The organism is Methylobacterium nodulans ORS 2060, assembly GCF_000022085.1.
In the GTDB taxonomy this organism is placed as follows: Bacteria; Pseudomonadota; Alphaproteobacteria; order Rhizobiales; family Beijerinckiaceae; genus Methylobacterium; species Methylobacterium nodulans.
On record NC_011894.1, the window covers coordinates 1,848,981 to 1,872,619 of the forward strand.

The 23,639-nt window shown below is 71.7% G+C and carries 25 protein-coding genes; 10 read left to right on the plus strand and 15 right to left on the minus strand.

Annotated elements, in window-relative coordinates:
- The first annotated feature begins 4 nt into the window (after positions 1–4).
- From MNOD_RS08440 to MNOD_RS08465, 6 genes are read left to right on the plus strand one after another with little or no spacing between them, the layout of a single operon-like run.
- A complete protein-coding gene (locus MNOD_RS08440) occupies positions 5–907 on the plus strand; it encodes an AAA family ATPase (protein WP_015928434.1) in 903 nt (300 codons plus the stop codon).
- A complete protein-coding gene (locus MNOD_RS08445; protein WP_015928435.1) occupies positions 904–2,091 on the plus strand; it encodes a vWA domain-containing protein in 1,188 nt (395 codons plus the stop codon). The genes MNOD_RS08440 and MNOD_RS08445 overlap by 4 nt, the downstream gene beginning before the upstream one ends.
- A gap of 48 nt (positions 2,092–2,139) precedes the next feature.
- Positions 2,140–2,463, plus strand: coding sequence for an XdhC family protein (locus tag MNOD_RS08450; RefSeq protein ID WP_015928436.1), 324 nt, complete (start codon positions 2,140–2,142; stop codon positions 2,461–2,463).
- Positions 2,464–2,478: 15 nt separating this feature from the next.
- Entirely contained in the window at positions 2,479–3,207 is a 729-nt protein-coding gene (locus MNOD_RS08455; RefSeq protein WP_015928437.1) for an XdhC family protein, read from the plus strand.
- 10 nt (positions 3,208–3,217) lie between these two features.
- Positions 3,218–4,243 carry a molybdopterin-binding protein gene (locus tag MNOD_RS08460; protein WP_015928438.1) on the plus strand — a complete coding sequence of 342 codons (1,026 nt, stop codon included), beginning with the start codon at positions 3,218–3,220 and terminating at the stop codon, positions 4,241–4,243.
- Positions 4,240–4,839 carry a nucleotidyltransferase family protein gene (locus tag MNOD_RS08465; protein WP_015928439.1) on the plus strand — a complete coding sequence of 200 codons (600 nt, stop codon included), beginning with the start codon at positions 4,240–4,242 and terminating at the stop codon, positions 4,837–4,839. Before MNOD_RS08460 ends, MNOD_RS08465 begins: the two co-directional genes overlap by 4 nt.
- Before the next feature lie 25 nt (positions 4,840–4,864).
- Here the strand turns inward: MNOD_RS08465 and MNOD_RS08470 are convergent, their stop codons facing one another.
- A complete protein-coding gene (locus tag MNOD_RS08470) occupies positions 4,865–5,440 on the minus strand; it encodes an exopolysaccharide biosynthesis protein (RefSeq protein ID WP_043748325.1) in 576 nt (191 codons plus the stop codon).
- A gap of 293 nt (positions 5,441–5,733) precedes the next feature.
- Positions 5,734–6,003, minus strand: coding sequence for an usg protein (locus tag MNOD_RS08475; RefSeq protein WP_015928441.1), 270 nt, complete (start codon positions 6,001–6,003; stop codon positions 5,734–5,736).
- Between the two features lie 373 nt (positions 6,004–6,376).
- Here MNOD_RS08475 and bcsS point away from each other — a divergent pair, with 373 nt between their 5' ends.
- From bcsS to MNOD_RS08490, 3 genes are all read left to right on the plus strand, one after another.
- Entirely contained in the window at positions 6,377–7,090 is a 714-nt protein-coding gene (gene bcsS / locus MNOD_RS08480; protein WP_015928442.1) for a cellulose biosynthesis protein BcsS, read from the plus strand.
- A gap of 187 nt (positions 7,091–7,277) precedes the next feature.
- Positions 7,278–8,144: a methionyl-tRNA formyltransferase gene (locus MNOD_RS08485; RefSeq protein ID WP_015928443.1), complete on the plus strand. Its 867-nt coding sequence runs from the start codon at positions 7,278–7,280 to the stop codon at positions 8,142–8,144.
- Between the two features lie 311 nt (positions 8,145–8,455).
- Positions 8,456–9,796, plus strand: a complete 1,341-nt coding sequence (locus MNOD_RS08490) for a carbohydrate porin (RefSeq protein WP_015928444.1) — start codon at positions 8,456–8,458, stop codon at positions 9,794–9,796.
- Positions 9,797–9,811: 15 nt separating this feature from the next.
- On the opposite strand, the gene MNOD_RS08495 is transcribed toward MNOD_RS08490, so the two are convergent.
- The 11 genes from MNOD_RS08495 to MNOD_RS08545 all read right to left on the minus strand — a co-directional run bounded on the left by MNOD_RS08495 (position 9,812) and on the right by MNOD_RS08545 (position 21,157).
- Positions 9,812–10,981, minus strand: a complete 1,170-nt coding sequence (locus MNOD_RS08495) for a Bcr/CflA family efflux MFS transporter (protein WP_043748327.1) — start codon at positions 10,979–10,981, stop codon at positions 9,812–9,814.
- A gap of 174 nt (positions 10,982–11,155) precedes the next feature.
- Positions 11,156–11,368, minus strand: coding sequence for a hypothetical protein (locus tag MNOD_RS08500; RefSeq protein ID WP_015928446.1), 213 nt, complete (start codon positions 11,366–11,368; stop codon positions 11,156–11,158).
- A gap of 40 nt (positions 11,369–11,408) precedes the next feature.
- A complete protein-coding gene (locus MNOD_RS08505) occupies positions 11,409–12,014 on the minus strand; it encodes an acyl-homoserine-lactone synthase (protein WP_015928447.1) in 606 nt (201 codons plus the stop codon).
- 78 nt (positions 12,015–12,092) lie between these two features.
- Entirely contained in the window at positions 12,093–12,827 is a 735-nt protein-coding gene (locus MNOD_RS08510) for a helix-turn-helix transcriptional regulator (RefSeq protein ID WP_015928448.1), read from the minus strand.
- A 375-nt stretch (positions 12,828–13,202) separates the two neighbouring features.
- Positions 13,203–14,849 (minus strand): chaperonin GroEL, encoded by a 1,647-nt coding sequence (gene groL, locus MNOD_RS08515; protein WP_015928449.1) that lies wholly within the window; start codon positions 14,847–14,849, stop codon positions 13,203–13,205.
- A gap of 91 nt (positions 14,850–14,940) precedes the next feature.
- The gene (groES, locus tag MNOD_RS08520) at positions 14,941–15,228 is read right to left on the minus strand and encodes a co-chaperone GroES (protein ID WP_015928450.1); all 288 of its coding nucleotides are present in this window, start codon (positions 15,226–15,228) and stop codon (positions 14,941–14,943) included.
- Positions 15,229–15,544: 316 nt separating this feature from the next.
- Positions 15,545–17,314, minus strand: coding sequence for an ABC transporter substrate-binding protein (locus tag MNOD_RS08525; protein WP_015928451.1), 1,770 nt, complete (start codon positions 17,312–17,314; stop codon positions 15,545–15,547).
- Positions 17,315–17,346: 32 nt separating this feature from the next.
- Complete coding sequence (locus tag MNOD_RS08530; RefSeq protein WP_015928452.1) at positions 17,347–19,683, minus strand: sensor histidine kinase; 2,337 nt, start codon at positions 19,681–19,683, stop codon at positions 17,347–17,349.
- A 116-nt stretch (positions 19,684–19,799) separates the two neighbouring features.
- Positions 19,800–20,048, minus strand: a complete 249-nt coding sequence (locus tag MNOD_RS08535) for a hypothetical protein (RefSeq protein ID WP_015928453.1) — start codon at positions 20,046–20,048, stop codon at positions 19,800–19,802.
- 3 nt (positions 20,049–20,051) lie between these two features.
- Complete coding sequence (locus MNOD_RS08540; RefSeq protein WP_015928454.1) at positions 20,052–20,285, minus strand: hypothetical protein; 234 nt, start codon at positions 20,283–20,285, stop codon at positions 20,052–20,054.
- Positions 20,286–20,437: 152 nt separating this feature from the next.
- A complete protein-coding gene (locus tag MNOD_RS08545; protein WP_015928455.1) occupies positions 20,438–21,157 on the minus strand; it encodes an alpha/beta hydrolase in 720 nt (239 codons plus the stop codon).
- 74 nt (positions 21,158–21,231) lie between these two features.
- Here MNOD_RS08545 and MNOD_RS08550 point away from each other — a divergent pair, with 74 nt between their 5' ends.
- On the plus strand, positions 21,232–22,440 hold the full coding sequence (locus tag MNOD_RS08550; protein WP_015928456.1) for a PQQ-dependent sugar dehydrogenase: 1,209 nt from the start codon (positions 21,232–21,234) through the stop codon (positions 22,438–22,440).
- Positions 22,441–22,463: 23 nt separating this feature from the next.
- On the opposite strand, the gene thpR is transcribed toward MNOD_RS08550, so the two are convergent.
- Positions 22,464–23,003 carry an RNA 2',3'-cyclic phosphodiesterase gene (gene thpR, locus MNOD_RS08555; protein WP_015928457.1) on the minus strand — a complete coding sequence of 180 codons (540 nt, stop codon included), beginning with the start codon at positions 23,001–23,003 and terminating at the stop codon, positions 22,464–22,466.
- A gap of 12 nt (positions 23,004–23,015) precedes the next feature.
- Positions 23,016–23,612: an arylesterase gene (locus MNOD_RS08560; RefSeq protein ID WP_050783497.1), complete on the minus strand. Its 597-nt coding sequence runs from the start codon at positions 23,610–23,612 to the stop codon at positions 23,016–23,018.
- Between the last annotated feature and the right edge of the window lie 27 nt (positions 23,613–23,639).

Sequence of the window (23,639 nt, forward strand, 5' to 3'; positions counted from 1 at the left end):
CCGCATGACTCTGCCCGCTTCGATCGACGCGACCCTCTCGCTTCTCGCCTCCGCCGGCTACGTCGCCGACCGGGCGCTCGCCACCGTGGTGTTCCTCTCGCTGAGGCTGAAGCGCCCGCTCTTCCTCGAGGGGGAGGCGGGCGTCGGCAAGACCGAGATCGCCAAGGTGCTGGCCGCCGCTCTCGGCCGGCCGCTGATCCGGCTTCAATGCTACGAGGGCCTCGACGTCGCCTCAGCCGTCTACGAGTGGAACTATGCCGGGCAGATGATGGCGATCCGCCTCGCGGAGGCCGGCGGCGGCATCGACCGGGAGCGGCTCGAATCGGAGCTGTTCTCCGAGCGCTACCTGATCCGGCGCCCGCTCCTGCGCGCCCTGGAGCCCGGGGAGGGGGGCGCCCCCATCCTCCTCGTCGACGAGCTCGACCGCACCGACGAGGCCTTCGAGGCCTTCCTGCTCGAAGTCCTCTCCGACTTCCAGGTGACGATCCCGGAACTCGGCACCATCCGAGCGCCCGAGCCGCCCATTGCCGTGCTCACCTCGAACCGCACCCGCGAGATCCACGACGCCCTCAAGCGCCGCTGCCTCTATCACTGGGTCGATTATCCGGACGCCGAGCGGGAGCTCGCCATCCTCAAGCGCCGGGTGCCGCAGGCTCCGGCGGCGCTCGCCCGCGACGTCGTCGCCTTCGTGCAGGCGATCCGCAAGGAGGATCTGTTCAAGGCCCCAGGCGTCGCCGAGACCCTCGACTGGGCGACCGCCCTCGTCGAGCTCGATGCCGTCGCCCTCGATCCCGCCCTCGTCTCGGACACGCTCGGCGTGCTGCTCAAGTACCAGGACGACATCCAGGCGATGCAGGCCGGGCGGGCCAAGGCGCTCCTCGACGAGGTGCGGTCGGCGGTGCGATGACCGGGCGCCTGCCGGACAACATCGCGTATTTCGCCCGCGCCCTGCGCAAGGCCGGCCTGCCGGTCGGGCCCGGCGACGTGATCGATGCCGTCGAGGCCGTGCAGGCCGCCGGGATCGGCACCCGTGAGGATTTCTACTGGACGCTCCACGCCGTGCTGGTGCGCAAGCATGAGCATTCGGTGCTGTTCGAGGAGGCGTTCCGGCTGTTCTGGCGGCGGCGCGACCTCATCGAGAAGCTGATCGCCCAGATGGCGCCGGTCGCCCCCGACCGCGGACGGGAGCCGCCCAAGGCCGGGGCGTTGCGTGTGCGCGAGGCCCTGACCCCCGCCGCCGCGCCGAAGCCGGCCCGCAAGCAGGACGAGACGGCGTTGCGCGCCACCCTCACCGTCTCGGAGCGCGAGGTGCTGAAGGCGAAGGACTTCGCGCAGATGTCCGCCGAGGAGGTGGCGCAGGCGCGCCGGCTGATCGCGGCGCTCACGCTCCCCGACGACGCCACCCGCACCCGCCGCTTCGCCCCGCAGGCGCGCGGCCGCATCGATCCGCGCCGCAGCTTCCAGCGCACGATCCGCGCCTATGGGGCCATCGACCTCGCCTTCCGGGCGCCGCGGATGCGGCCGCCGCCGATCGTGGCGCTCGCCGACATCTCGGGGTCGATGGCGGAATATTCGCGCCTCTTCCTCCACTTCCTGCACGCGCTGAGCGAGAGGCGGCGGGTGCACAGCTTCGTCTTCGCGACGCGGCTCACCAACATCACCCGCGAACTCGCCCGCCGCGACCCGGACGAGGCCCTCGCCCGGGCGAGCGCCCGCGCCCGCGACTGGGAGGGCGGCACCCGCATCGCGGAGGCACTGCACGTCTTCAACCGGCTATGGTCGCGCCGGGTGCTCGGCGGCGGGGCGGTGGTGCTGCTCTTCACCGATGGTCTGGAGCGGGAGGTGACGCCGGAGCTCACCTTCGAGATGGATCGGCTCAAGCGCTCCTGTCGCCGCCTCGTCTGGCTGAACCCGCTCCTGCGCTTCGACCGGTTCGAGGCCCGCGCCGGGGGCATCCGGGCGATGCTGCCCCATGTCCACGACTTCCGGCCGATCCACAGCCTCGCGGCGATGGAGGATCTCTGCCAAGCGCTTCGCGCAGGGCCGACCCGCGCGGAGGACCCGCGGACTTGGTTGCGCCGGGCCGGCTGATGCCTACCTTGTCGGCAGCGCGCCTCGTCTTGGCGTGGGAGACCCCCGATGCTCTCCACCGACACCGACATCCTCTCCGCCGCGCAGGGCTGGCGCGAGGCCGGGCGGGGCGTGGCCCTCGCCACCGTGATCGAGACCTGGGGCTCGGCCCCGCGGCCCGTCGGCAGCCATCTGGCGATCGACCAGGAGGGCAACTTTCTCGGCTCGGTTTCGGGGGGCTGCGTCGAGGGCGCGGTGATCACCGAAGCGGTCGAGGTGATCGAGGACGGCCGTCCCCGCATCCTGGAATTCGGCGTCGCCGACGAGACCGCGTGGCGGGTCGGCCTGTCCTGCGGCGGGCGGATCCGGGTGCTGGTCGAGCGGGTCGATTGAGGCCGAGGCCCCGCCATGCGGCTCGATCTCCTTAAACAGCTCAACGCCGAACGCGCCGCCCGCCGGGCCACCATCCTGGTCACTTCCCTCGACGGGTCCGAGCAGCGCCTTGTGCGCGAGGCCGAGGCGGCCGCCGATCCGCTGGCGGACGAACTCCTGCGGCGGCTCGACGCGGGGAAGAGCGGCGTCGTCGAGGTGGCGGGGCGCTCCTGGTTCCTGACCGTGCAGGTGCCGCCGCCGCGCCTCGTGATCATCGGCGCCGTGCATATCAGCCAGGCGCTGGCGCCGATGGCCGCGATGGTCGATCTCGACGTCACGATCATCGACCCGCGCACCGCCTTCGCCACGCCCGAGCGTTTCCCGGGCGTCGCCCTGGTGGCTTTGTGGCCGGAGGAGGCGCTTGTCCGCCTCCCGCCCCTCGATCCCTACACGGCGGTCGCCGCGCTGACCCACGATCCGAAGATCGACGATCCCGCCCTGGAAGCGGCGCTCAAGGCCGGCTGCTTCTATGTCGGGGCGCTCGGCTCGCGGAAGACGCATGCGCGGCGCGTCGAGCGGCTGGCGGCGTCCGGCCTGTCGCAGGAGCTGATCGGACGCCTGCGCGCGCCGATCGGGCTTGAGATCGGCGCGGTGAGCCCGCCGGAGATCGCCGTGTCGGTGCTCGCCGAGGTGATCGCGGCCTTACGCCGGTCGGGTCCCTGGGAACGGACCCGCGAGAACGGACCGACGAGGGCAGGTCCATGAGGTTCGGTCGATGAGATTCGGTCCCGTCCCGGTCGCTCAGTCCGTCGGGCTCATCTCGGCCCATTCGGTGCGCGCCGGCGGCGCGGTGCTGCGCAAGGGCAGCCGCATCGGGCCCGAGGCGGCGCGCCTTCTCGCCGAGGCGGGGCTCACCGAGATCGTCGCCGTGGCCCTGGAGCCGGGCGACGTTCCGGAGGACGAGGCGGCGCGCGCCATCGCCGAGGCGGTGGCCGGGGAGGGGATCGAGATCGCGCCGGCCTTCACCGGCCGGGCGAACCTGCATGCGCGGACCGCCGGCGTGCTCGTCCTCGACTCGCGGGCGATCGAGGCCGTCAACACGGTGGACGAGGCGGTGACGCTCGCGACGCTCGCGCCGTTCAAGCCCGTGGTCCCGGGCGAGATGGTGGGAACGGTCAAGATCATCCCCTACGCGGTGGCGGGCGGCGTCCTGCAGGAGGCGCTCGGATCCGTGGCGCGCCCGGCCCTCGCGGTGGCGCCCTACCGGCGCCGGCGGGTCGCCGCGATCTCGACGCTGCTGCCCGGCCTGAAGGACAGCGTCGTCGACAAGACCCTGCGGGTGCTCGCCGGCCGCCTTGCGCCCGCCGGGGCGGAGCTCGTGTCCGATGCGCGCATCGCCCATACGGCCGAGGCGGTGACGGCCGCGCTGCGGCAGGCTGCCGGAGCGAGCGAGCTCGTCGTGGTGTTCGGCGCCTCGGCCATCGCCGACCGGCGCGACGTGATTCCGTCCGGCATCGAGGCGGCGGGCGGGCGGGTCGACCATCTCGGCATGCCGGTCGATCCCGGCAACCTCCTGCTGCTCGGACGCCTCGGCGACGTGCCGGTGATCGGCGCGCCGGGCTGCGCCCGGTCGCCGAAGGAGAACGGCTTCGACTGGGTGCTCCACCGCCTGCTCGCCGGCCTCCCGGTCGGCCGGGCCGACCTCGTCGCTCTCGGCGTCGGGGGCTTGCTCATGGAGATCGTCTCCCGGCCCCAGCCCCGCGCGGGCGGTGCACCGGAGGATCTGGAGAGCGAGGGGTGAGGGCGCCCGTCGGCATCGTGCTGCTCGCGGCGGGAATCGGCACGCGATTCGGGCCGTCCCCGAAGCTCCTGGCATGCCTCGACGGCAAGCCGCTCGTGCGTCACGCCGCCGAGGCCGCCGTCGCGGCCGGGCTCGGGCCGGTCGTCGCCGTGCTGGGGCATGCGGAGGCCGAGCTGCGCGCGGCGCTGGCGGGTCTCGACCTATGCCTCGTCTCGAACGCCCGCTACGCCGAGGGCCTGTCGACCTCGCTGCTTGCGGGGCTGGCGGCGCTGCCGGAGGAGGTCGTCGGGGCGATCATCCTGCTCGGCGACATGCCGCGCGTGGCGCCGTCCCTTCTGCGCGGCCTCGCGGCGGCCTTCCGCGAGGCGGGCGAGCAGCCTGCGGCCGTCGTTCCGGCCCGGGGCGGGCGGCGCGGCAACCCGGTGCTGCTCAATCGCCGCGTTCTCGCGGCGGGTTTCGCCGGCCTCAGCGGCGACCGCGGCGCGGGGCCGCTCCTCGCCGGGCGGCCCGATGTTCTGGAATGGGAGGCTGTGGATGCCGGGGTGCTCCTCGACGTCGATACGCCCGAGGCCCTCGCCGCGGCCGGCCGTCCATAGCGAATCCCCGGGGGCGCCCCGAGGATCAGGCGATCCCGAGGCTGAACAGGCCCACCACGGCGCTGAACACCGCGTAGACGAAGCCGAGATTCAGCAGGACCCCGAGAATCCCGACACTGAGCCCGGCCATGACGACGATCCCGTCGCGCTCCACGAGGCCGAGGCCCATCAGCGACACGGCGAGACCGAGCGGGATCTGCCCGACGATCGGTGCGGCGACGATCAGCACCAGCGCCAGCGCCAGAAGCAGCAGGCCCATGGCCCGCATGCCGACCTCGTTCTCGAACACGCGCATGCGCGGGCGCGACCAGCGCTCCAGACGGCGCAGCAGGGGCACCGCCCGGGCGACCGCCCGCTGCAGGTCCGACCGCGCGATGGAGCGGCCGAGGAGGGAGCGCGGCAGCCACGGCGCCGACATGCCGGCGGCGATCTGCGCCGCCACCAGGGCCAGCAACAGCCCGCAGATCAGCGGGATGGGCGGCGGCATCGGCAGGCAGTTCGGCAGGCCGAGCAGCACCACGAGGAGCGCGAAGGCCCTGTCGCGCAGCACCGTGACGATGTCCCCCACGGTCAGTCTGTCCGTTTCCTGCGCGGCGAGCACAGTGAGGACGTCGGAGGTTCGTGTCGGTTGGGTCAAGGGGTTCGGGCTGTCCGCTGCCTCGGTCGCGGCGCCCGCTCTAACCTGTTCTTTCCCTTCGGCCAACCCGACCACGCGTCGGGCGGGCGATGGGTCGCAATCGGCGGCCGGCTCCAGCAGCCCGACGGTCTCCCGTGGCGCTGCTGCCATTCCCGCACGCGTGCTCGTCATTCGAAAGCCATCCTCGCGCCCCGCGAGGAGGCACCGCGGACCTCTGAGACGAGCAAAGGGGCTTTCGTGAGGCAAAGGCCGGTCGATCAGTGAATCGTGAGCACCCCATTCACCGCCCGGAACTCCGCCGGCTTGATCAGTTGCGAGTGGGACACACGCACCGAGTGCAGCGGGCCGTCGAGTTCGCGCTCCCAGAACGCCAGGAAGTCGTGCAGCACGGGGAATTTCGGGGCGAGGTCGTAATCCTGCCAGACATAAGTCTGCAGCACGTCCGGGTGATCGGGAAGGCGGTAGAGGATCTGCGCGGTGGTCAGGCCATATCCCTCAAGCTGACGCAGGAACTCCCTGGATACCATCGGACCTCCCTCCTCGGCCGCGGCACTGCTGCCGCGCACCACGCTGACGAACGATCAGATGATGGAGTGAAGGGGCCGCCAAGCTCAAGATCAAAAATCAGCTTTCGCGTTCAAAAACAAGGCTTTGGCAGCATTTATTGAAGACTGCTAGCAAAGCCTGCGGGCAGGCGTCGCCCTCATGCCGGCGGAAGCGCCTCCTGGCAAGCCCGATCGTGCCCGTGCGGGTGGAACGACCGCGAGACCTGTAATTCCCTTGCGGTAGATCCTTGACTTGGCTGTAAATGGAAAGGAGTTTTCCACTTGTGCCTCGTCCTGATCCCGGTGCCTCCCTCTGCCGACGCGAAGGCTGACCCGCATCCGCCATGTCCTCGCCGTGCTTCCCGGCGGCGTCGCCGCGGCCTGGGCGGGGCCGGCTCGGGCCGATCAGCGGGCCGAGGCTCGCGCGGTCCTGTTCGGCAGCCTCGATGCCGGAGCTTCCACCTTCGTCAACGGCGGCGCCAAGTTCGCGCCGGGCGGCCTTGCCGGCGACGGCTTCGTCCTGCTCGGGAGCCTCGGCTACGGCCTGCGTTCCGAGCGGGACCGGGATGATCCGGAGGCGCGGGCGGGGATCCGGCCGCCGCGCGTCCTGCGCCACACGGTGCTCGGCAGCGCGCTCGGCGGGTGGCAGTGGCAGCGGGACTGGGGCGTGGCCGCGGTCTTCGCCGGCCCCGAACTGTCGTTCGAGGTACTGGGCGGCAGCGGCCTCGCGCGGCTGCCGGCGCCCCGGCTCGGTCTTCGCCTCCACGCCGAAATCTGGGCCCGCCCGAGCGAGGCGACGCTCCTGACCGTCACGGCGATCGCCGGCACTGCCCGCGGCGACGCCTGGAGCCGCATCTCCTGGGGCTGGCGGGCGTGGTCGTCCTATCTCGGGCCCGAGGCGGCGCTCTATGCCGACCGCACCGGCTACCGGAAGTGGAGCCTCGGCCTCCACCTCACCGACTTCACCCTGGCGCAGGTGAGCGGCCGCATCTCGGCGGGCTGGCTCTACGAGGAGCGGATCCAGCGTCCCGGCCTCTATCTCTCGGCCAGCCTCTGGATGCCTCTGTGAGGCTCGGCCGGCTTCCGCGACGGCGCACGTGAAGCAGGCGCCGAGCCGGGTGGCGTGGCCCCGGGCCGCACCCCTTTCCGCAGGCGCCGCCGCATCATTTTGCCGCCCGACCGTGGGACAGTGCGGTGAATGGTGCTTAGGTATGACGGTATCGGCGCAGGCCGGCGCATCCGGGAGGTCACGGGGCATGAAGTTCGCCTTCGCGGGAATCGACTTTCTCGGCGGCGTCTTCGAGGCCCTGACGGGTGCCGGCTGGCAGCCGATCAAGCTGTTCACGCGCCCCTGCGACGGCATCTACGACTTCAACGACGTCGTGGTGGCGCAGGCCCGGCGGCACCGGGTGCCGATGCAGCTCTCGCGCCTGCGGGCCTCGGACATCGATGCGCTCACCGCCGAGCACGGCCGCGACTGGGCCCTCGTCGTCGCGGGATATCCCTGGCTCGTCACCGGCTGGCCGGGCCGGGTGCGCTACGCCCTCAACTTTCATCCCTCGCCGCTGCCGGACGGCCGCGGCCCCTACCCGTTGTTCAAGGCCATCCTTGATGCCTACGAGACCTGGGGCGTGACCGCCCATGTCCTAGCGGAAGAGGGCTTCGACACCGGCGACATCCTGGCCCAGGAGGTCTTCCCGCTCTCGCCGCTGGAGACGCACGAGACGCTGCTCGCCCGCTGCCAGATGGCGGCGATGCGCCTTGCGGCCGGGCCGATCGCCCGCGAACTGCCCGCCCGCTGGCGCGCCGCCGAGCCGCAGGGCGACGGCGCCTACTGGCCGCGGGTGACGGATGCGGACCGGACCCTCGATTTCCGCCAGCCGGTGGCCGCGGTGCTGCGCAAGGTGCGCGCCTTCGGCGCTATCGAGACGGTGGCGCGGCTCAACGACACCCGCGTCTTCGTGGCCTCCGCCGACGGCTGGACCGAGCCGCACCGCCACGCCCCGGGGACGATCGTCCACCGGCATCGCCGCCACGTGCTGGTGGCGGCCCGCGACGGCTACGTCCAGATCACGCGCTGGAGCACGCTGCCGCTCTCGGAAGCGGGCCATACCGGCCGCTGACCGATGCCGCCGCTGCACCGCAGGAGCGACCGGCCGCAGTCGCTCTGCGCTCCGTGAGGGCACGAGGCGGGCCCGTCTCCCAATCGACATGGCGACGTGCTAGCCGGCCCTTACGTCAGGGTCGAGGGCCCGGGTGAGCGATCGGCAGGAGGAAGCGTGCGGAAAGCATGCGGGATCGCGATCGGCCTCGCCCTTCTCGCGACGTCGTCGGCCCGGGCGCAGCTCTCGCCGGAGGAGGTGGCCCGGATCACGGGGGAACCCGCGGCGATCGGCTCGCCCTTCGGGGCCGGTGTGGCGATCCGCAGACCTCCGTGGCGCAGCCGGACACTTCCGCCAAGCCCTCGGCCAACCTCAACACCTCCATCGCCGACCAGCTCGGGCCTGCGGGCGATCCGGGCGGGTACCGCGCCTTCCTGAAATCCAAGGGCATCGAGTACAGCCTCACCTATATTGGCGAGGTGCTCGGCAATGCCACAGGCGGGGCGCGCCGCGGCGCCATCGTCGAGGGCCGGCTCGACCTGCAGCTGGACATCGACCTGGACAGGCTCGCCGGCTGGAGGGGCGCCAGCCTCCACGCCAATGCCTACCAGATCCACGGCACCGGGCTGTCGCGCTCCTACGCCGGCAACCTCATCACGGTGAGCGCCATCGAGGCGCTGCCGTCCTCGCGGCTCTACGAAGCATGGTTCGAGCAGAAGCTGTTCGACGATCAGCTCGCCCTGCGCATCGGCCAGCTCGCCGCCGACACCGAGTTCGCGGTCAGCCAGACCGGCACCCTGTTCATCAACTCGACCTTCGGCTGGCCGAACATCATGGCGGCGATCCTGCCGAGCGGCGGGCCGATCTACCCGCTCGCGACGCCAGGTGCCCGCATCAAGTACGTGCCCAGCAGGAACCTTTCATTTCAGGCCGGCATCTACAACGGCGACCCGGCCGGGCCTGACCGCCTCGGCCTGGTGCCCGACCCGCAACGGCGCAACCACACCGGCACGAGCTTTCGGTTGACCGATCCGCCGCTGGTCATCGCCGAGATGTCCTACGCCTACAACATCGAGAAGGGCGCCTCCGGCGAGCCCGGCACCGTAACGCTCGGCGGCTGGTATCATGTCGGCCGCTTCAACTCGCTCAGCCTCGACACTGCCGGACGCGCGCTGGCGGATCCCGAGGCGACGGGGAACGGTCGCCGCTTCCGGGGCAACAACGGCCTCTACGGAATCATCGACCAGACCATCTACCGGGAGCCGGACGACCCGAACGACGGTGCCAGTATGTTCCTGCGCCTCTCGGGCTCCCCGGGCGATCGCAACCTGCTCGACGTCTACGTGGATGCCGGCATCGCCTACAAAGGCCTGTTCCCGGGCCGCTCCGACGACACGCTGGGCGTAGGCTTCGCGCTCTCGCGCTTCTCTCCTGCGGCCCGACGGGCGGATCTCGCTGCGATCGCGCTCGCGGGCGTCGCGCAGCCGCGGCGGAGCGCCGAGGCAGTGCTGGAGGCCACCTACCAGGCCGTGCTCGGCCCCGGCGTGACGCTCCAGCCCGACTTCCAGTATGTGTTCAAGCCGAGTGGTGGCGTGCTCAATCCGCGCTATCCGGAATTCGGGCGGGTGAAGAACGCCGCCGTGTTCGGCCTGCGGGCGACGATCCGGTACTGATACCGGATCCGGGCCTCACGCCCGCCGCAGCGCCAGCGCCGCCGCGCTCGCCGCAGAGAGCAGCGTCACCGCCACCGGCGTCGCGCTGCCGTCGTGCCACGCCGCGACCGAGAGCGTGAACAGAGCGCCGAAGGCCATCTGCAGGAAGCCGTAGAGGCTCGAAGCGGCGCCCGCCGCGTGGGGATCGACGTTCATCAGCCCCGCCACCGCATTGGGACCGAGGATCCCGATGCCGACCGCGTAGAGCACGAGGGGCAGGATCAGGGTCGAAACCGAAAGCGACCCGCTGCGGTCGATGGCGAGCAGCGCCAGCGCCCCGGCGAAGCAGAGCGCGTTGCCCTGGCGGGCCGCCCGCCGGGTCGGCACCCGCCCGGCCAGCCTCCCGGCGATCCAGGCGCCGGCCACCATGCCGGCGACGACGAGCAGGCAGTCGAGCCCGACCTCCTGCGGCGAGCGGCCGAGGCGCTCGCCGAGCAGGAAGGGCGCGACGGCCAGGAAGGCATAGAGGCTCGTGCCCGCGCAGGCTCCCGCCACCACATAGGCCCGGTAGACCGGGGCGCCGAGGAGCCGGAGATAGGCCGCACCCACGGCGGAGAGGCCGGGCAGGGCCACGGGCCGGCGGTTGGTCTCGGGCAGCGTCGCGACGACGAGGAGCCCCAGCGCGGCGACGACGGCGGCGAGCAGCACGAACACCGCCCGCCAGCCGAAGGCCCCTCCCACCACCCCGCCGATCGCCGGGGCCAGTGCCGGGGTCAGCGTCATCGCCATGGTCAGGATCGCTAGCTTGCGCGTGGCGTCGGCAGCGGTCGAGACGTCGCGCACCATTGCGCGGCCGAGGACGAGGGAGCCACAGGCGCCGAGGGACTGCAGCACGCGGGCGGCCACCAGCACGCCGATGCTGCGGGCGGGGATCGCGAGGAGGAGCCCCGCGAGATAGAGCGAGAGGCCGGCGATCAGCACCGGGCGGCGCCCGTAGCGGTCGGAGAGGGGCCCGTAGACGAGCTGCCCGCAGGCGAGCCCGACGAGGTAGAGTGTGATGGTGAGCTGCGCCGCCACCGGCGAGGTGCCGAGATCCGCCGCCGCCGCCGGCAGGACCGGCACGAAGATGTGGAGCGCCACGGTCCCGGTCATCGTCACGGCAACGAGCAGCGGCAGAGGGGCCCGGACGGGCGCGTTCTTCAGCACGATCGGGTCCGGTCCCCTTCGATCCCGCGGAGGCTCCGCCCCACGGGCCGCCATGGCAGCCATGCGCACGGGCGCGCCGGCGCGGCGCGCCCGTGCCAAGAATTCGATCCTATGTCCGGCCCGGAGAGAAACCGCCATGCCGGGGAGGCATGGCAGGGTTCCGCCGCCGCACCGTCAATTGAGGCGCGGCTCGGATTGCGCGTCGTCGCGCCCGAACTCGCGGAAGACCGCCCAGGCGGCCTGGATCAGCGCCTGAACCGACGGCAGGTCGTTCATTGGAGAGCCGGACAGGTGCTGCAGATCGAGGGCGGCAGCGGCGGCGCGCAGGACGCAGAGTTCCGTGTGAACGTCCGACAGGCGCAGGGAATCGTGGTCTTCGTGGATCATCGGGGATTCCTCGGAAGGAGGGTTGAGGTTTGGGGGGAAGTCAGGCCACCGCCAGGACCGGGCGGTCCTCGCCGCGCACGGCGCGCAGCTGGCGCAGGGTGCGCTGGTCGAATCGCGCCTCGACGGCGATGATCTCCTCGCCCTCGATCAGGCGCGGGAGGCCGAGTGGATAGGCCCGGAAGTGCAGCTGGATCAGCCGCAGGAGCCAGGAGGTGGGGTTCTGCGAGATGAACCGGTTGACGCCCCGCGGCAGGCCCCATTCCACGACGGCCGTAGTGAGCGCGAGGGCGACCGGATTGAGGCGCCGGCCCGAGATCCGGGCCCGGTCCGAGACGCAGATCCGGCCCCATTCCCAGATATGCGGCGCAGACGGCGCCGGCCCGTCGCACAGCTCGGGCAGCACGGTCGAGAGCAGGTAGGGTCGTGTCGTTGGAAGAAGACGAGAGTATCCGACAAGCTCATCCTCGCGCATCGCCAGCAGATGCACGGCGTGCTCATCATCGAACTGGTCGATCTCGCGCTGATCCGGCTTGGCGAGATCGCTCCAGCCCTTGTCCTTGACGAAGATGTCATGACGGAGCCGATACACCTGCTCCATCTCGGCCGCATGGCGGTGGATGTTGGTGGCGTCGACGAGGTGAATCATGAGGGAACTCCGCTGATACGGAATTCCTTCTACTCACGGATCAAGACAGTCCTAGTCCAAGATCTTGTACCTCGGAATTCAACTGATAATACCGAGCCGCAGGCCCAATGCAACTGCATGGGCGCGGCTCGTCGTGCCGAGCTTGCGGCGCACGGCGCGCAGGTGCCGGATAGCGCCGTGCTCGGAGATGCCCATCGCCTCGCCGATCTCCCAATCCGACTTGCCGTCCGCCGCCCATTGCAGGCTCTCGCGCTCGCGGGGCGAGAGCGGCTCGCTCAGCGCCTCGGCCTGTCCGTTCGCGAGGAGGAGCACCTGTCCGAGCGCGTAGGTGCCGACCAGGGTCAGCATTCCGCGCACGGCGGGGCTGAGGTCGAGGCGCTCGCCCACGAAGCTCACGCCCGCTGTATCGCCTTCGAGCGTCAGGAGGGGCAGGGTGAAGCCTTCGTGCAGGCCGAATTCGCCGGCCTCGTCGAGGACGCGCCGGGCCTCGCGGTCGTCGGAGGCGATGAGGTCGGGATCCGTCCAGGCAAACCCGCTCGCCCGCTCGGCAACGCCGCGGACCACGGGATCGTGGAGAATGTAGTTGCGCGCGTAGTAGCGGCGCGCCCATTCGTCCGGGTAGGTGCCGATGAACACCGTCGGGCGCCGGTCGCACGGCACCGCATCGCAGATCCGCAGGGTCGCCAGCAACACGTGCTCGACGCCCACGCCCGCGAGCTTCTTCAGGAGCTGGTCGCGCACGTTCTCCGGCGTGGCCGTGCGGTGGATCGACTGAAGCAACTCGCGGGAGAGATCGAGCGACTTGCTGGACATGACGCCCCCTTCCCGGCGCGAGGTCACGCGGCGGCCCGCTCGCCGGTCGGGGAGGATGTCCCGCCGGCCATCCCGCCACACCCTCGGCGTGCCGCAAGATCTCGACGCAAGAGCCGTGACAAAGACCGAGCAGCGCAGCTCGGTGGCCTGATCCTGCCTCAAGTCAGGCCCCGCGGGTAGGCCCGAAATCTTGGCCGGCTGGGGACATGATGCGCGCGGATGGCGGAAAAGTGATTTCCTTGTTCGGAGAAACGACCGCGGGACGGTGCTGCCGGCGGGTGGCGCGGGACGCAGGATGTCCGCCGTCCGGGAGCGGATACGAAGAAGGGCCGCCTCGCGGCGGCCCTTCCCAAGTACGAGCGAGGAGGCCGGACCTCAGAAGTCCATGCCGCCCATGCCGCCCATGCCGCCACCGCCCGGCATGGCCGGCGGGGCTTCCTTCTTGGGGGCTTCGGCGACCATCGCCTCGGTCGTCACCAGCAGGCCGGCGACCGAAGCGGCATCCTGCAGCGCCGTGCGCACCACCTTGGCCGGATCGACGATGCCGGCCTGGATCAGGTCGACAAAGGTCTCGGTCTGAGCATCGAAGCCGAAGCTGCGCGAGGAGTTCTCGATCAGCTTGCCGACCACCACCGAGCCCTCGACCCCGGCATTCTCGGCGATCTGGCGGATCGGGGCCTCAAGGGCTCTCACCACGATGTTGATGCCCGCCTGGACGTCGGTGTTGTCGCTGGTGACGCCGTGGGCCGCAGCCTTGGCCCGGAGCAGCGCCACGCCGCCACCCGGAACGATGCCCTCCTCCACCGCCGCACGCGTCGCGTGCATGGCGTCGTCGACGCGGTCCTTCCTCTCCTTGACCTCGATCTCGGTGGCGCCGCCGACCCGGATCACCGCCACGCCGCCGGCGAGCTTCGCCAGTCGCTCCTGCAGCTTCTCCCGGTCGTAGTCCGAGGTGGTCTCCTCGATCTGCGCCTTGATCTGCGCCACCCGCGCCTCGATGTCCGCCTTCTCGCCGGCCCCATCGATGATCGTGGTGGTCTCCTTCTCGATCCGCACCCGCTTGGCCCGGCCGAGCATCGGCAGCGTCACGTTCTCCAGCTTGATGCCGAGATCCTCCGCGATCATCTGCCCGGCGGTCAGGATGGCGATGTCCTCCAGCATCGCCTTGCGGCGGTCGCCAAAGCCCGGCGCCTTCACGGCCGCCACCTTCAGCCCGCCGCGCAGCTTGTTGACCACCAGCGTGGCCAGCGCCTCGCCCTCGATGTCCTCGGCCACGATCAGCAGCGGCTTGCCGGTCTGCACCACCGCCTCCAGCACCGGCAGCATGGCCTGGAGCGAGGACAGCTTCTTCTCGTGGATCAGGATGTAGGGATCCTCGAGCTCGGCGATCATCTTCTCCGCATTGGTGATGAAGTACGGAGACAGGTAGCCGCGGTCGAACTGCATGCCCTCGACCACGTCGAGCTCGGTCTCGGCCGTCTTGGCCTCCTCGACCGTGATCACGCCCTCGTTGCCGACCTTCTGCATCGCCTCGGCGAGCATGCGGCCGATCTCCGCGTCGCCATTGGCCGAGATCGTGCCGATCTGGGCGATCTCGTCGTTCTTGGTGATCTTGCGGGAATTCTGCTTCAGGTCCTCGACGACGGCGGCGACGGCGAGGTCGATGCCGCGCTTGAGGTCCATCGGGTTCATGCCGGCGGCGACGTACTTGGCGCCTTCCTTGACGATGGCCTGGGCCAGCACGGTCGCCGTGGTGGTGCCGTCACCGGCGACGTCGCTGGTCTTCGAGGCCACCTCGCGCACCATCTGGGCGCCCATGTTCTCGAACTTGTCGGCGAGCTCGATCTCTTTGGCGACCGTCACGCCGTCCTTGGTGATGCGGGGTGCCCCGAAGCTCTTCTCGAGCACCACGTTGCGGCCCTTCGGGCCGAGCGTCACCTTCACGGCGTTGGCCAGGATGTCGACGCCGCGCAGCATCCTCTCGCGCGCGTCCGAAGAGAAACGAACGTCCTTGGCAGCCATCGGATAGATCCTTTTTGTTAGATTGCAGCCCCAAGGCGCCCCAGATGGGCAGCCTCAAAGGGCGAAGTTCACGAGTCCGTGGGAGGCCGCCTCAGGCGAGGACGCCCATGATGTCGGATTCTTTCATGATCAGCAGGTCCTGACCGTCGATGCGGACCTCGGTGCCGGACCACTTGCCGAACAGCACGCGGTCGCCGGTCTTGACGTCGAGGGGGACGAGCTTGCCGGTTTCGTCGCGGGCGCCCGGGCCGACGGCGACGATCTCGCCCTCCTGCGGCTTCTCCTTGGCGGTGTCCGGGATGATGATGCCGCCCTTGGTCTTCTCCTCCGCCTCGATGCGGCGGACGACAACGCGATCATGGAGCGGTTGGAACGTCATCGAGTGTCTCCAGCGCTTCTCAAACCATGTCGATGGGCCCGGGCTCTCGTCTGAGCCGCCCGGCGCCGCCAAGCTGGGAGCGCGGATTTCGCCATTCAAGGGGTCGGCGAAAAAATTCTGGCACTCCGGGATGGCGAGTGCCAAACGGCGCGTGCCAAGCGGGCGCGTCATCCGAAATCCGATTGATTGCTCGGCGATTGCTGCCGCAATCGCGCGGCAATGCGGATTTCGGCTTCGCTCACGCCGGCGCGGAGCTCTGCTCCGCGCCGCGCGGGCTTGGTGATGCGATTTCCGAACTGATCGTCCGGAAACCGTATCAGGGCGTGCCGGAGAGCGTCACGCTGCGGAAGAGGTGCCGCCCGAGCGGGTCCATCACGTAGCCCTTCACCTCGCGGCGGGCGGCCACGAACACGGCCGAATGGGCGATCGGCACCCAGGGGGCCTCGCGCTTGAAGATGCGCAGGGCCTCTGCGTAGAGGGCGGCCCGCCGGGTCTGGTCGGCGGTGCGGCGCGCCGCGGTCACGAGGGCGTCGAAGGCCGGATCGCACCAGCGGGCGATGTTGCTGCCGCCGGGCCGGGTCGCCGTGCAGCCGAGGAGCACGCCGAGGAAGTTGTCCGGGTCGCCGTTGTCGGCGGTCCAGCCGAACAGCGCGAGCGCCGTCTCGCCGGCGAGCATCCGGCCCCGATAGGCGCTCCATTCCTCGGTCATCGGCCGGACGCGGACGTTGATGCGCGCGAGATCGGCCTGGATCAGGTCGGCGACGCGCCGGCCGTTCGGGTTGTAGGGGCGGCTCACGGGCGGGTACCACAGCTCCGCCTCGAAGCCGTCCGGCCAGCCGGCTTCCGCGAGGAGCCGCAGCGCCTCGTCGCGATCGAAGGGGTCGTCGCGGATCGCCGGGTCGTAGGCCCAGAGGTTCGGCGGGATCGGCGTGCGGGCCGCGGTGCCGCCCGCCCCGTAGACGCCCTGGACGATGGCCTCCTTGTCGATCGCCATGCCGATGGCTCGCCGCACGCGCCGGTCGTCGAAGGGGGCTTTGCGGGTGTTGAGGGCAAGGTAGCCGATATTGAGCTCTTCCTGGCGCATCAGCACCAGCGCTGGATCGGCCGCGATGGCGTCGAGGTCGTCCGGGTTCGGGAAGGCCGTCACGTGGCATTCCCCCGCCCGGACCTTGGCGAGCCGCACGGCGGCGTTGGGCGTGATCGAGAAGACGAGGCTGTCGATCGCCGGGCGCCCGTCCCAGTGCTCCGCGAAGGCGCGGTAGCGCAGCGCCACGTCGGGCTGGAAGCTGGCGAAGCGGAACGGGCCGGTGCCGATCGGCTCGCGGTCGATCCGCTCGGGGTCGCCCGCCGCCTTGGCCTGCGCGGCATATTCTGCCGAGAGGATGCCGCCGAGCGCCATGGCGATGTCGGGCAGGAAGGTCGCGTCCGGCTCCCTGAGGCGGATCCGCACGGTCAGGGGATCGACCGCCTCGACGGCCTCCAGGAGCTCCGGCAGGCCGAGATCGCGGAAATACGCGTAAGCGCCGCCCGAGACCGGGTGGAACGGGTGGTCGGGCTTCCACTGACGCTCGAAGGAGAAGACCACGTCCTCCGCGGAGAGGGGGCGGGTCGGGCGGAAGCGGGCGCTGTCGTGGAAGCGCACATTCGCGCGCAGGCGGAAGGTGTAGGTGCGTCCGTCCTCGGAGATCGTCCAGGATTCGGCGAGCGCCGGGCGGATGGTCGTGGTGCCCGGGGCGAACTCGACCAGCGTGTTGTAGATCGGCCAGGTGGCGTCCATGCCGGTCGTCGTGGTGACGAGCTGCGGGTTGAGCGATTCGGGATTGCCCTCCGAGCAGAACACCAGGGTCCTGGCCGCGGCGGGGCCGAGGGCCGGGAGGACACAGAACAGGAGGGCGCCGGCAAGCCGGCGGATGATACCAACGGGCCTTGAAAAGGACCGTTGGTTCCACTCTCGAATTTTCGCCAAGCCTTTGGCTTGGTGTCGAAAATTCGAGTTGGGCCAACGGCCCGCTGCGTCAGCACCTGCTGCGCCAGCAGCCTGGGCCGTTGGTGTAATGTGACGCGCGCACCGCTTCCGGGTCGCCATGCTGCCTGTCCCTCCCTGCCCGTGCTCGACCCTCACGCCGACGCAGCGGAGATGCCTGCCGCAGCCCGTGCGGGCGGCGCCTCCGCGGCCAGCTCCGCCGGGAACTCCACGCGCACCCGCGTGCCCTGGCCTTCCCGGCTGTCGATCGCGATGCGGCCCTGCAGACGGCCGGTGACGAGGTTGTAGACGATGTGCATGCCGAGGCCCGAGCTGCCCCGGTGGCGGGCCGTGGTGAAGAACGGGTCGAAGATCCGCTCCCGGTGCGCCGCCGCGATGCCGCGGCCGTCATCGGCGACTTCGAGGCGGATCCAGGTCCCCTCACGCTCCACCGTCACGGTGATGCGCCCGGGCGTTCCCTCCGCGAAGCCGTGCACCACCGCGTTCTTCACGAGATTGGTGACGACCTGCGCGAGCGCGCCCGGATAGGTCTCGATCTCGAATTCCTCGCCTGCCGGCAGCTCGATCCGATGCCCGCCCTTGCGCAGGAGGGGGCCGAGGCTGCGCAAAAGCTCGTCGAGCCAGTCGCGCATGGCGATGCGGCGGCGCTCGTCGCTGACGCGATCCACCGCCACCTGCTTGAAGCTGTGCACGAGATCGGCGGCGCGGGCGAGGTTGGCGGTGAGGAGATGGGAGCCTTCCTGCACCCGGTCGATGAAGCTCGTCAGCCGCGAGCGGGAGAGCTGGCCGCCGGCGACCTCGCGGAACTCCCGCGCCTCGTCGCGCACCAGGGTCGCGGTGGTGAGCGCGATGCCGAGCGGCGTGTTGATCTCGTGGGCGACGCCCGCGACGAGTTGGCCCAAGGAGGCGAGCTTCTCCGCCTGGATCAGGTCGGACTGGGTCTGGCGCAGCTCGGCGAGGGTGCGGTCGGCCTCCTCCTTGGCCCGCCGCAGGGCCCGCTCGCGCCGGCGGATCTCGGTGACGAAGATGCTGGTCGCCCGGGCCATGTCGCCGAGCTCGTCCCGCCGGCCCGTATCGCCGACGTCGCGACGGGACGGGTCGGCGGCGAGCGCCAGCATGCTGCGCTGCAGGCGCCGCAGGGGCGCGGTGATCGAGCGCGCGACTGCGAGCGCCAGCCCCGAGCCGATCACCAGGCCAGCCGTCGCGCCGACGAGCAGGAGGCGGCGGATCGAGCTGCCGAACCGGTCGGCATCGTCGATGAAGATCTGGTTGAGCCGGCGCGCGCTCTCGCCCATGCCGGCGGCCAGCCGGTCCATCTCGGCGATGCCCTCGTTCTGCCGGCGCAGGCCCTCGATGGTGGTGCCGAGCCGCGCCCGCCAGCCGTCGATCGCGTCCACCATCTCCCCCTGGATCAGCGGCGAGATCGGCAGGGAGGCGGCGGTCTCCGAGAGGGCGGCCCCCTCGTCGAGGGCCACGGCGGCGCTCGCCGCGTCCCGGCGGCGCAGGGCCTCGGCGGTGCGCTGGCCGAGCTTGAGCGTCGCGAGCGCAATGTTCTGCGTCGCCTGTTCGGTCTCGTTGGCCTGCACCGCATAGGCGAGGAGCTGCGTGACCTCGTCGTGGAGGGAGCGCTGGGCCGAGCCGTCGATCTTGAGCACCCGGTCGCACCACTCGCCGAGCACGCCGGCCGGCGAGACCGCCGCCGCGGGAACGCCCATGGCGGCGAGTTCCTCGGGCTCGCGGCCCGTCCGCGAGGCCTCGTAGGCGGCGGCGAGGATCAGGCTCTCCTCCGCCTCGCGCTCCCGCCCGTCCGCCCGCAGGGCCTCGGCGAGGTCGCGGGCCGCGTTGCGGATCTGCGTGAAGGCGGCGGCGATCCGCAAGGGAGGAGCGCCGCGCAGCACCTCGGTCTCCTGCGCGGCGACGACATTCCGCAGCGCATTGACCGCCGAAACCACGTCGCGGACCTGGCGCATCCGCTTCGCCTTGTCCGTGAGCGAGGCCACGAGGTCGGCATTCGCCGCGCGCTGGCGGTCGCGGGCCTGATCGGCGAGGCGCATGAGCGTGTCGGCGCGGGCCGTCATCTCGGCGATCAGGCCGTCATTCTCGCGGGTGATGCGCACCAGCGCCTGCATGCGCTCGATGGAATCGATCAGCGCGCCCTGGGCGGCGTCGATCCGGGCCAGCTGGTCGGGCGTGCGGGCGAGGCGGCGCAGGTCGTCGAGCGCCGTCATCGCCTCGGCGGTGAGGCGGGCGAAGCGCTCCGCATGGTCGGTCCGGGCCTCGGGCGGCGCGGCGAGATACTCGTCGCGCACGGTCGTGGCGGCGCTGAGGGTGCGGTAGATCGTGCCCGCCATGACGGCGCCGGCGCGGGCCCGCTCGGCCTCCGCCAGCAGCAGCCAGCCCGCGAGCGCGATGAGCGCGGCGATCGCGATCGGGAGACCGCCGACCAGGAGGATCTTGTGGCCGACCCGCATCCTCGCCCCGTGCCCCCCGCGGACCGGGAGATCCCGGGCCGGCCGCGCCTCGCCGGTCGCCGCACAGCGCCTCGGGGTGGGGCGGAACGGGGCGCGCGCGGCAGAGTAGAGCCCACTCAGGAGCGCGGGCAAGCCGCGCTTCGACGGTGGCGGCGGGCATGACGGCGCGGGGGCCGGCTGCGGGCCTCGGCGCGGGCGCTGCCAAGGGAGGGCCGCGCGCTCGCCGGCGGCGGAGGCGGCGCGGCGAAGAGCGGCAGCGGCGTGCAGGCGCGGCACCTTTTTGGCTCGCCGGGTCCGAGGATCTCGCGCAGGAGCGCCGCCCCGTCCGGATCCGCGTCCAGGATGTCGGCGCTGAAATGGGGCATCCGTCAGCGCTCGGCGACCTGAATCCGCGTGGAGGCGCCGATCACCCGAACGGCCGGACGCCCGACCCCCTCGACGCAACCCGCCGGGCGATAGGGCCATGCGGCGCCCGCGCAAGGATCGGCCGGGGCCGGCGCCGCACTCACTGCCGGGACCTTCGGGCCGGGCCCGGTCGCCATCACCACGATGCCGGCCACCAGCATCGCACCCACCAGGACCAGCCTCGCCACGCCCATCATGACCGCCTCCGTGCCGCCCCTATGCCGGGGCCCCTTGGCCGGGCCCCCTTTGCGTGGCTCTGCGTATAGGGGCTGCGGATGTCCGGGGTTTTGCGTCGGGCCGGAGGACTGAGCCGCTCTGTTGCGTCGGGCCGGCGCGACGCAACATTTCCTTAACCTCCGCCCGCGCGGCCTGCCACGAAGGACGCGAAGGCGGCATCGGCGAGGTCGGGCGGGACCGCGTGGCCTCCCGCGAATTCATGGTAGGCGGTGCTGTATCCGGCCTGAGCGAGATGCGCGGCGATGCGCCGGCCGCAGGTCGCGACCGGCAGCACCGCGTCGTCGCGGCCGTGGCTGATGAAGATCCACGGCGCGCCGACGGTCGTGGCGGGCGCCGCGAAGCCCGGCGAGAAGGCAAGGATGGCCGAGAACAGGTCACCATTCGCGAGGCCCAGCGACAGGGCGTAGGAGCCGCCATCCGAGAAGCCCGCGATGGCGATCCGGTCGGGCCGGACGGGCAGGCGGGCAAAGGTCTGAGCGAGAGCCTCGTCGAGGAAGGCGACGTCCGGGCCGTAGCGGGCGCGGATCAGGTCCCAGGAGCGCGGATCGCGCGAATCGGGGGCGAGCAGCGCGACGCCGTGCCGGTCGGCCGCCTCCTGGACGAGGCGCGCCGCCCCATCCGCGAAGCCGACCGCACCGTGCAGCATCACGGCGAGCGGCAGCGCCGCGCTCCCGTCGTGGTTCTGCGGCAGGACCAGGAGGCCGTCGCGCCGGTTGCCGAGGCCGAGGCGGTGCGGTCCCGGCGGCAGGCGATCCGCGGGGGCCGCGCCCGGCCGGGCCGCGAGGCGCCCGAGACTGGCATCGGCGGGTGATTCGGGGGAATCCTGTGCCATGCGACGACAACGGACCGCCCGGCCGGGAGGATCCGGCGCCCTATGTCGCGAGGGCCTACCCGGGAGACCCGACCATGCGCCGAGCCGCCCTGATCCTCACCGCCGCTGCCGCGCTCGCCGGACCCGTCCGTGCCGAGGCGCCCCCGCGCCCGCCCGCCGAGACCCAGCCGCCGAACGCCCCCGACCAGAAGCCGGCCTTCCCGGGCCAGACCCGCGCGCCGCAGCCGGGCGAGGCCACCCGGGTCGCGGTCGCCACGGTGGCGCGGGGGCTGCGTGGCCCCTGGTCCATGGCCTTCCTGCCGGACGGGCGGCTTCTCGCCACCGAGAAGGAGGGCCGGCTGCGGCTGATCTCCCCGGACGGCAGGACGGCTCCCGTCGAGGGCGCCCCGAAGGTCGATGCGCGCGGTCAGGGCGGCCTCCTCGGCCTGGCACTCAGCCCGGCCTTCGCGAGCGACCGCCTGATCTTCATGAGCTTCAGCGAGCCGCGTCCCGGCGGCAACGGCACCAGCGTCGCCCGCGCCCGCCTCGCCGAGGAGGGCGGCCGGGCCCGTCTCGACGGGCTTCAGGTGATCTTCCGCCAGATGCCGACCTATGACGGGGACAAGCATTACGGCTCCCGCCTCGTCTTCTCGGGGGACGGCACGCTGTTCGTGACGGTGGGCGAGCGCTCCGATGCGCGGGTCCGCGGCCAGGCACAGGATCTGGCGAGCGGGCTCGGCAAGGTGTTCCGCATCCGCACCGACGGATCGGCACCGGACGACAACCCCTTCGCGGGCCGCCGCGACGCCCTGCCGACGATCTGGTCCTACGGCCACCGCAACGTCCAGGCCGCGGCGCTGGACGGTCAGGGCCGGCTCTGGACGGTCGAGCACGGGCCGCGGGGCGGCGACGAGCTCAACCGCCCGCAGGCGGGGCGCAATTACGGCTGGCCGGAGGTGACCTACGGCATCGAATACAGCGGGGCGAGGGTCGGCAGGGGCATCACCCGGCGCGAGGGCACCGAGCAGCCGGTCTATTACTGGGACCCGGTCATCGGTCCCTCCGGCATGGCGCGCTACGACGGCAGGCTCTTCCCGGCCTGGCGCGACGCGCTGCTGGTCGGCGGGCTCGTGTCCGAGGGCCTCGTGGTGCTGCGGCTCGACGGCGACCGCGTGGCGACGGAGGAGCGCATCCCGCTCGATGCCCGCATCCGCGACGTGACGGTCGGCCCCGACGGTGCGGTCTATGTGGCGACGGATTCGCGCACGGACGGCCGGATCCTGCGGCTCTCGCCGGGCAGGTGAGCGTCACGGTGCGGCATTCGGGCTCAGGCGAGCGGATAGGCCGCCTCGACCACGTAGGGGCCGCCGCCGACCGAGTCCCGCGCCGAGTAGAGGGCGAAGCGCGCCGCCGTGAAGGCGAGGGGCGCGAAGCCGCCCTGGAGGGCGAGGTAATGCGCCACCGCCCCGGGCGTCGCCTCGCGCCGCAGCCGGGCCAGGGTGACGTGCGGGGTGAAGCGGCGCGAGTCGGGCTTCAGGCCGAGGCGCCGCATCAGGCGCTCCTGCTCGGCCTGCAACTCGTCGAGCGCCGGGGAGGGGACGATGCGGGCGTAGAGCGCGTGCGGCCGGTCGCCCCCGAAGCTCGCGAGGCCGTCGAGGGTGAGGGGCAGGGCGCCGCGCGGCCGCGTCTCGCCGAGCGCCACGGCGATCTCCTCGGCAAGCCCCCCATCGACGTCGCCGATGAAGCGCAGGGTGACGTGATAATCGGCCGGCTCGACCCAGCGGGCGCCCGGCAGGCCGCCGCGATGCCGGGCCAGGGCCTCGCCGATTTCGGGCGGGATCTCGATCCCGGTGAACAGGCGCGGCATGGGGGCCTCCCGTCAGGGCGCCTTGCGCAGGCGGGTCGCGAAGCTCTCGACACTGGGCAGGATGCCCGCGACGATCCGCTCCACACCCTTGGCGGTCGGGTGCAGCCCGTCCGGCAGGGTGAGGCTGCGGTCGGTGGCGACGCCGTCGAGGAAGAACGGGTAGAGCATGAGCCCGTGCCGCTCGGCGAGGCGCGGATAGAGCGCGTCGAAGCGGGCGACGTAGTCGGGGCCGAGATTGCGCGCCGCCTTCATCCCGGCGAGCATCACGGGGATGCCGCGCTCCTTCAGGCGCGCGATGATCGCGTCGAGGGCCTTCTCGGTCACGGCGGGATCGGTGCCGCGCAGCATGTCGTTGGCCCCGAGTTCGAGGATGACGCCATCCGTCCCGTCCGGCACCGACCAGTCGACCCGGTCGAGGCCGCCGGTCGCGGTATCCCCCGAGACGCCCGCATTGGCCACCGTCACGTCGAGGCCCTTCTCCTTGAGCGCCCGCTCCAGCACGGCCGGGAAGGCGGCCTCGGCCGGGAGCCCGTGGCCGGCGGTGAGGCTGTCGCCGAGGGCGACGAGGCGCAGCGGGGCCGCGACGGCGGGGCCGGCGAGCATCGTCATGGCGGCAACACACAGAAACAGGAGCGT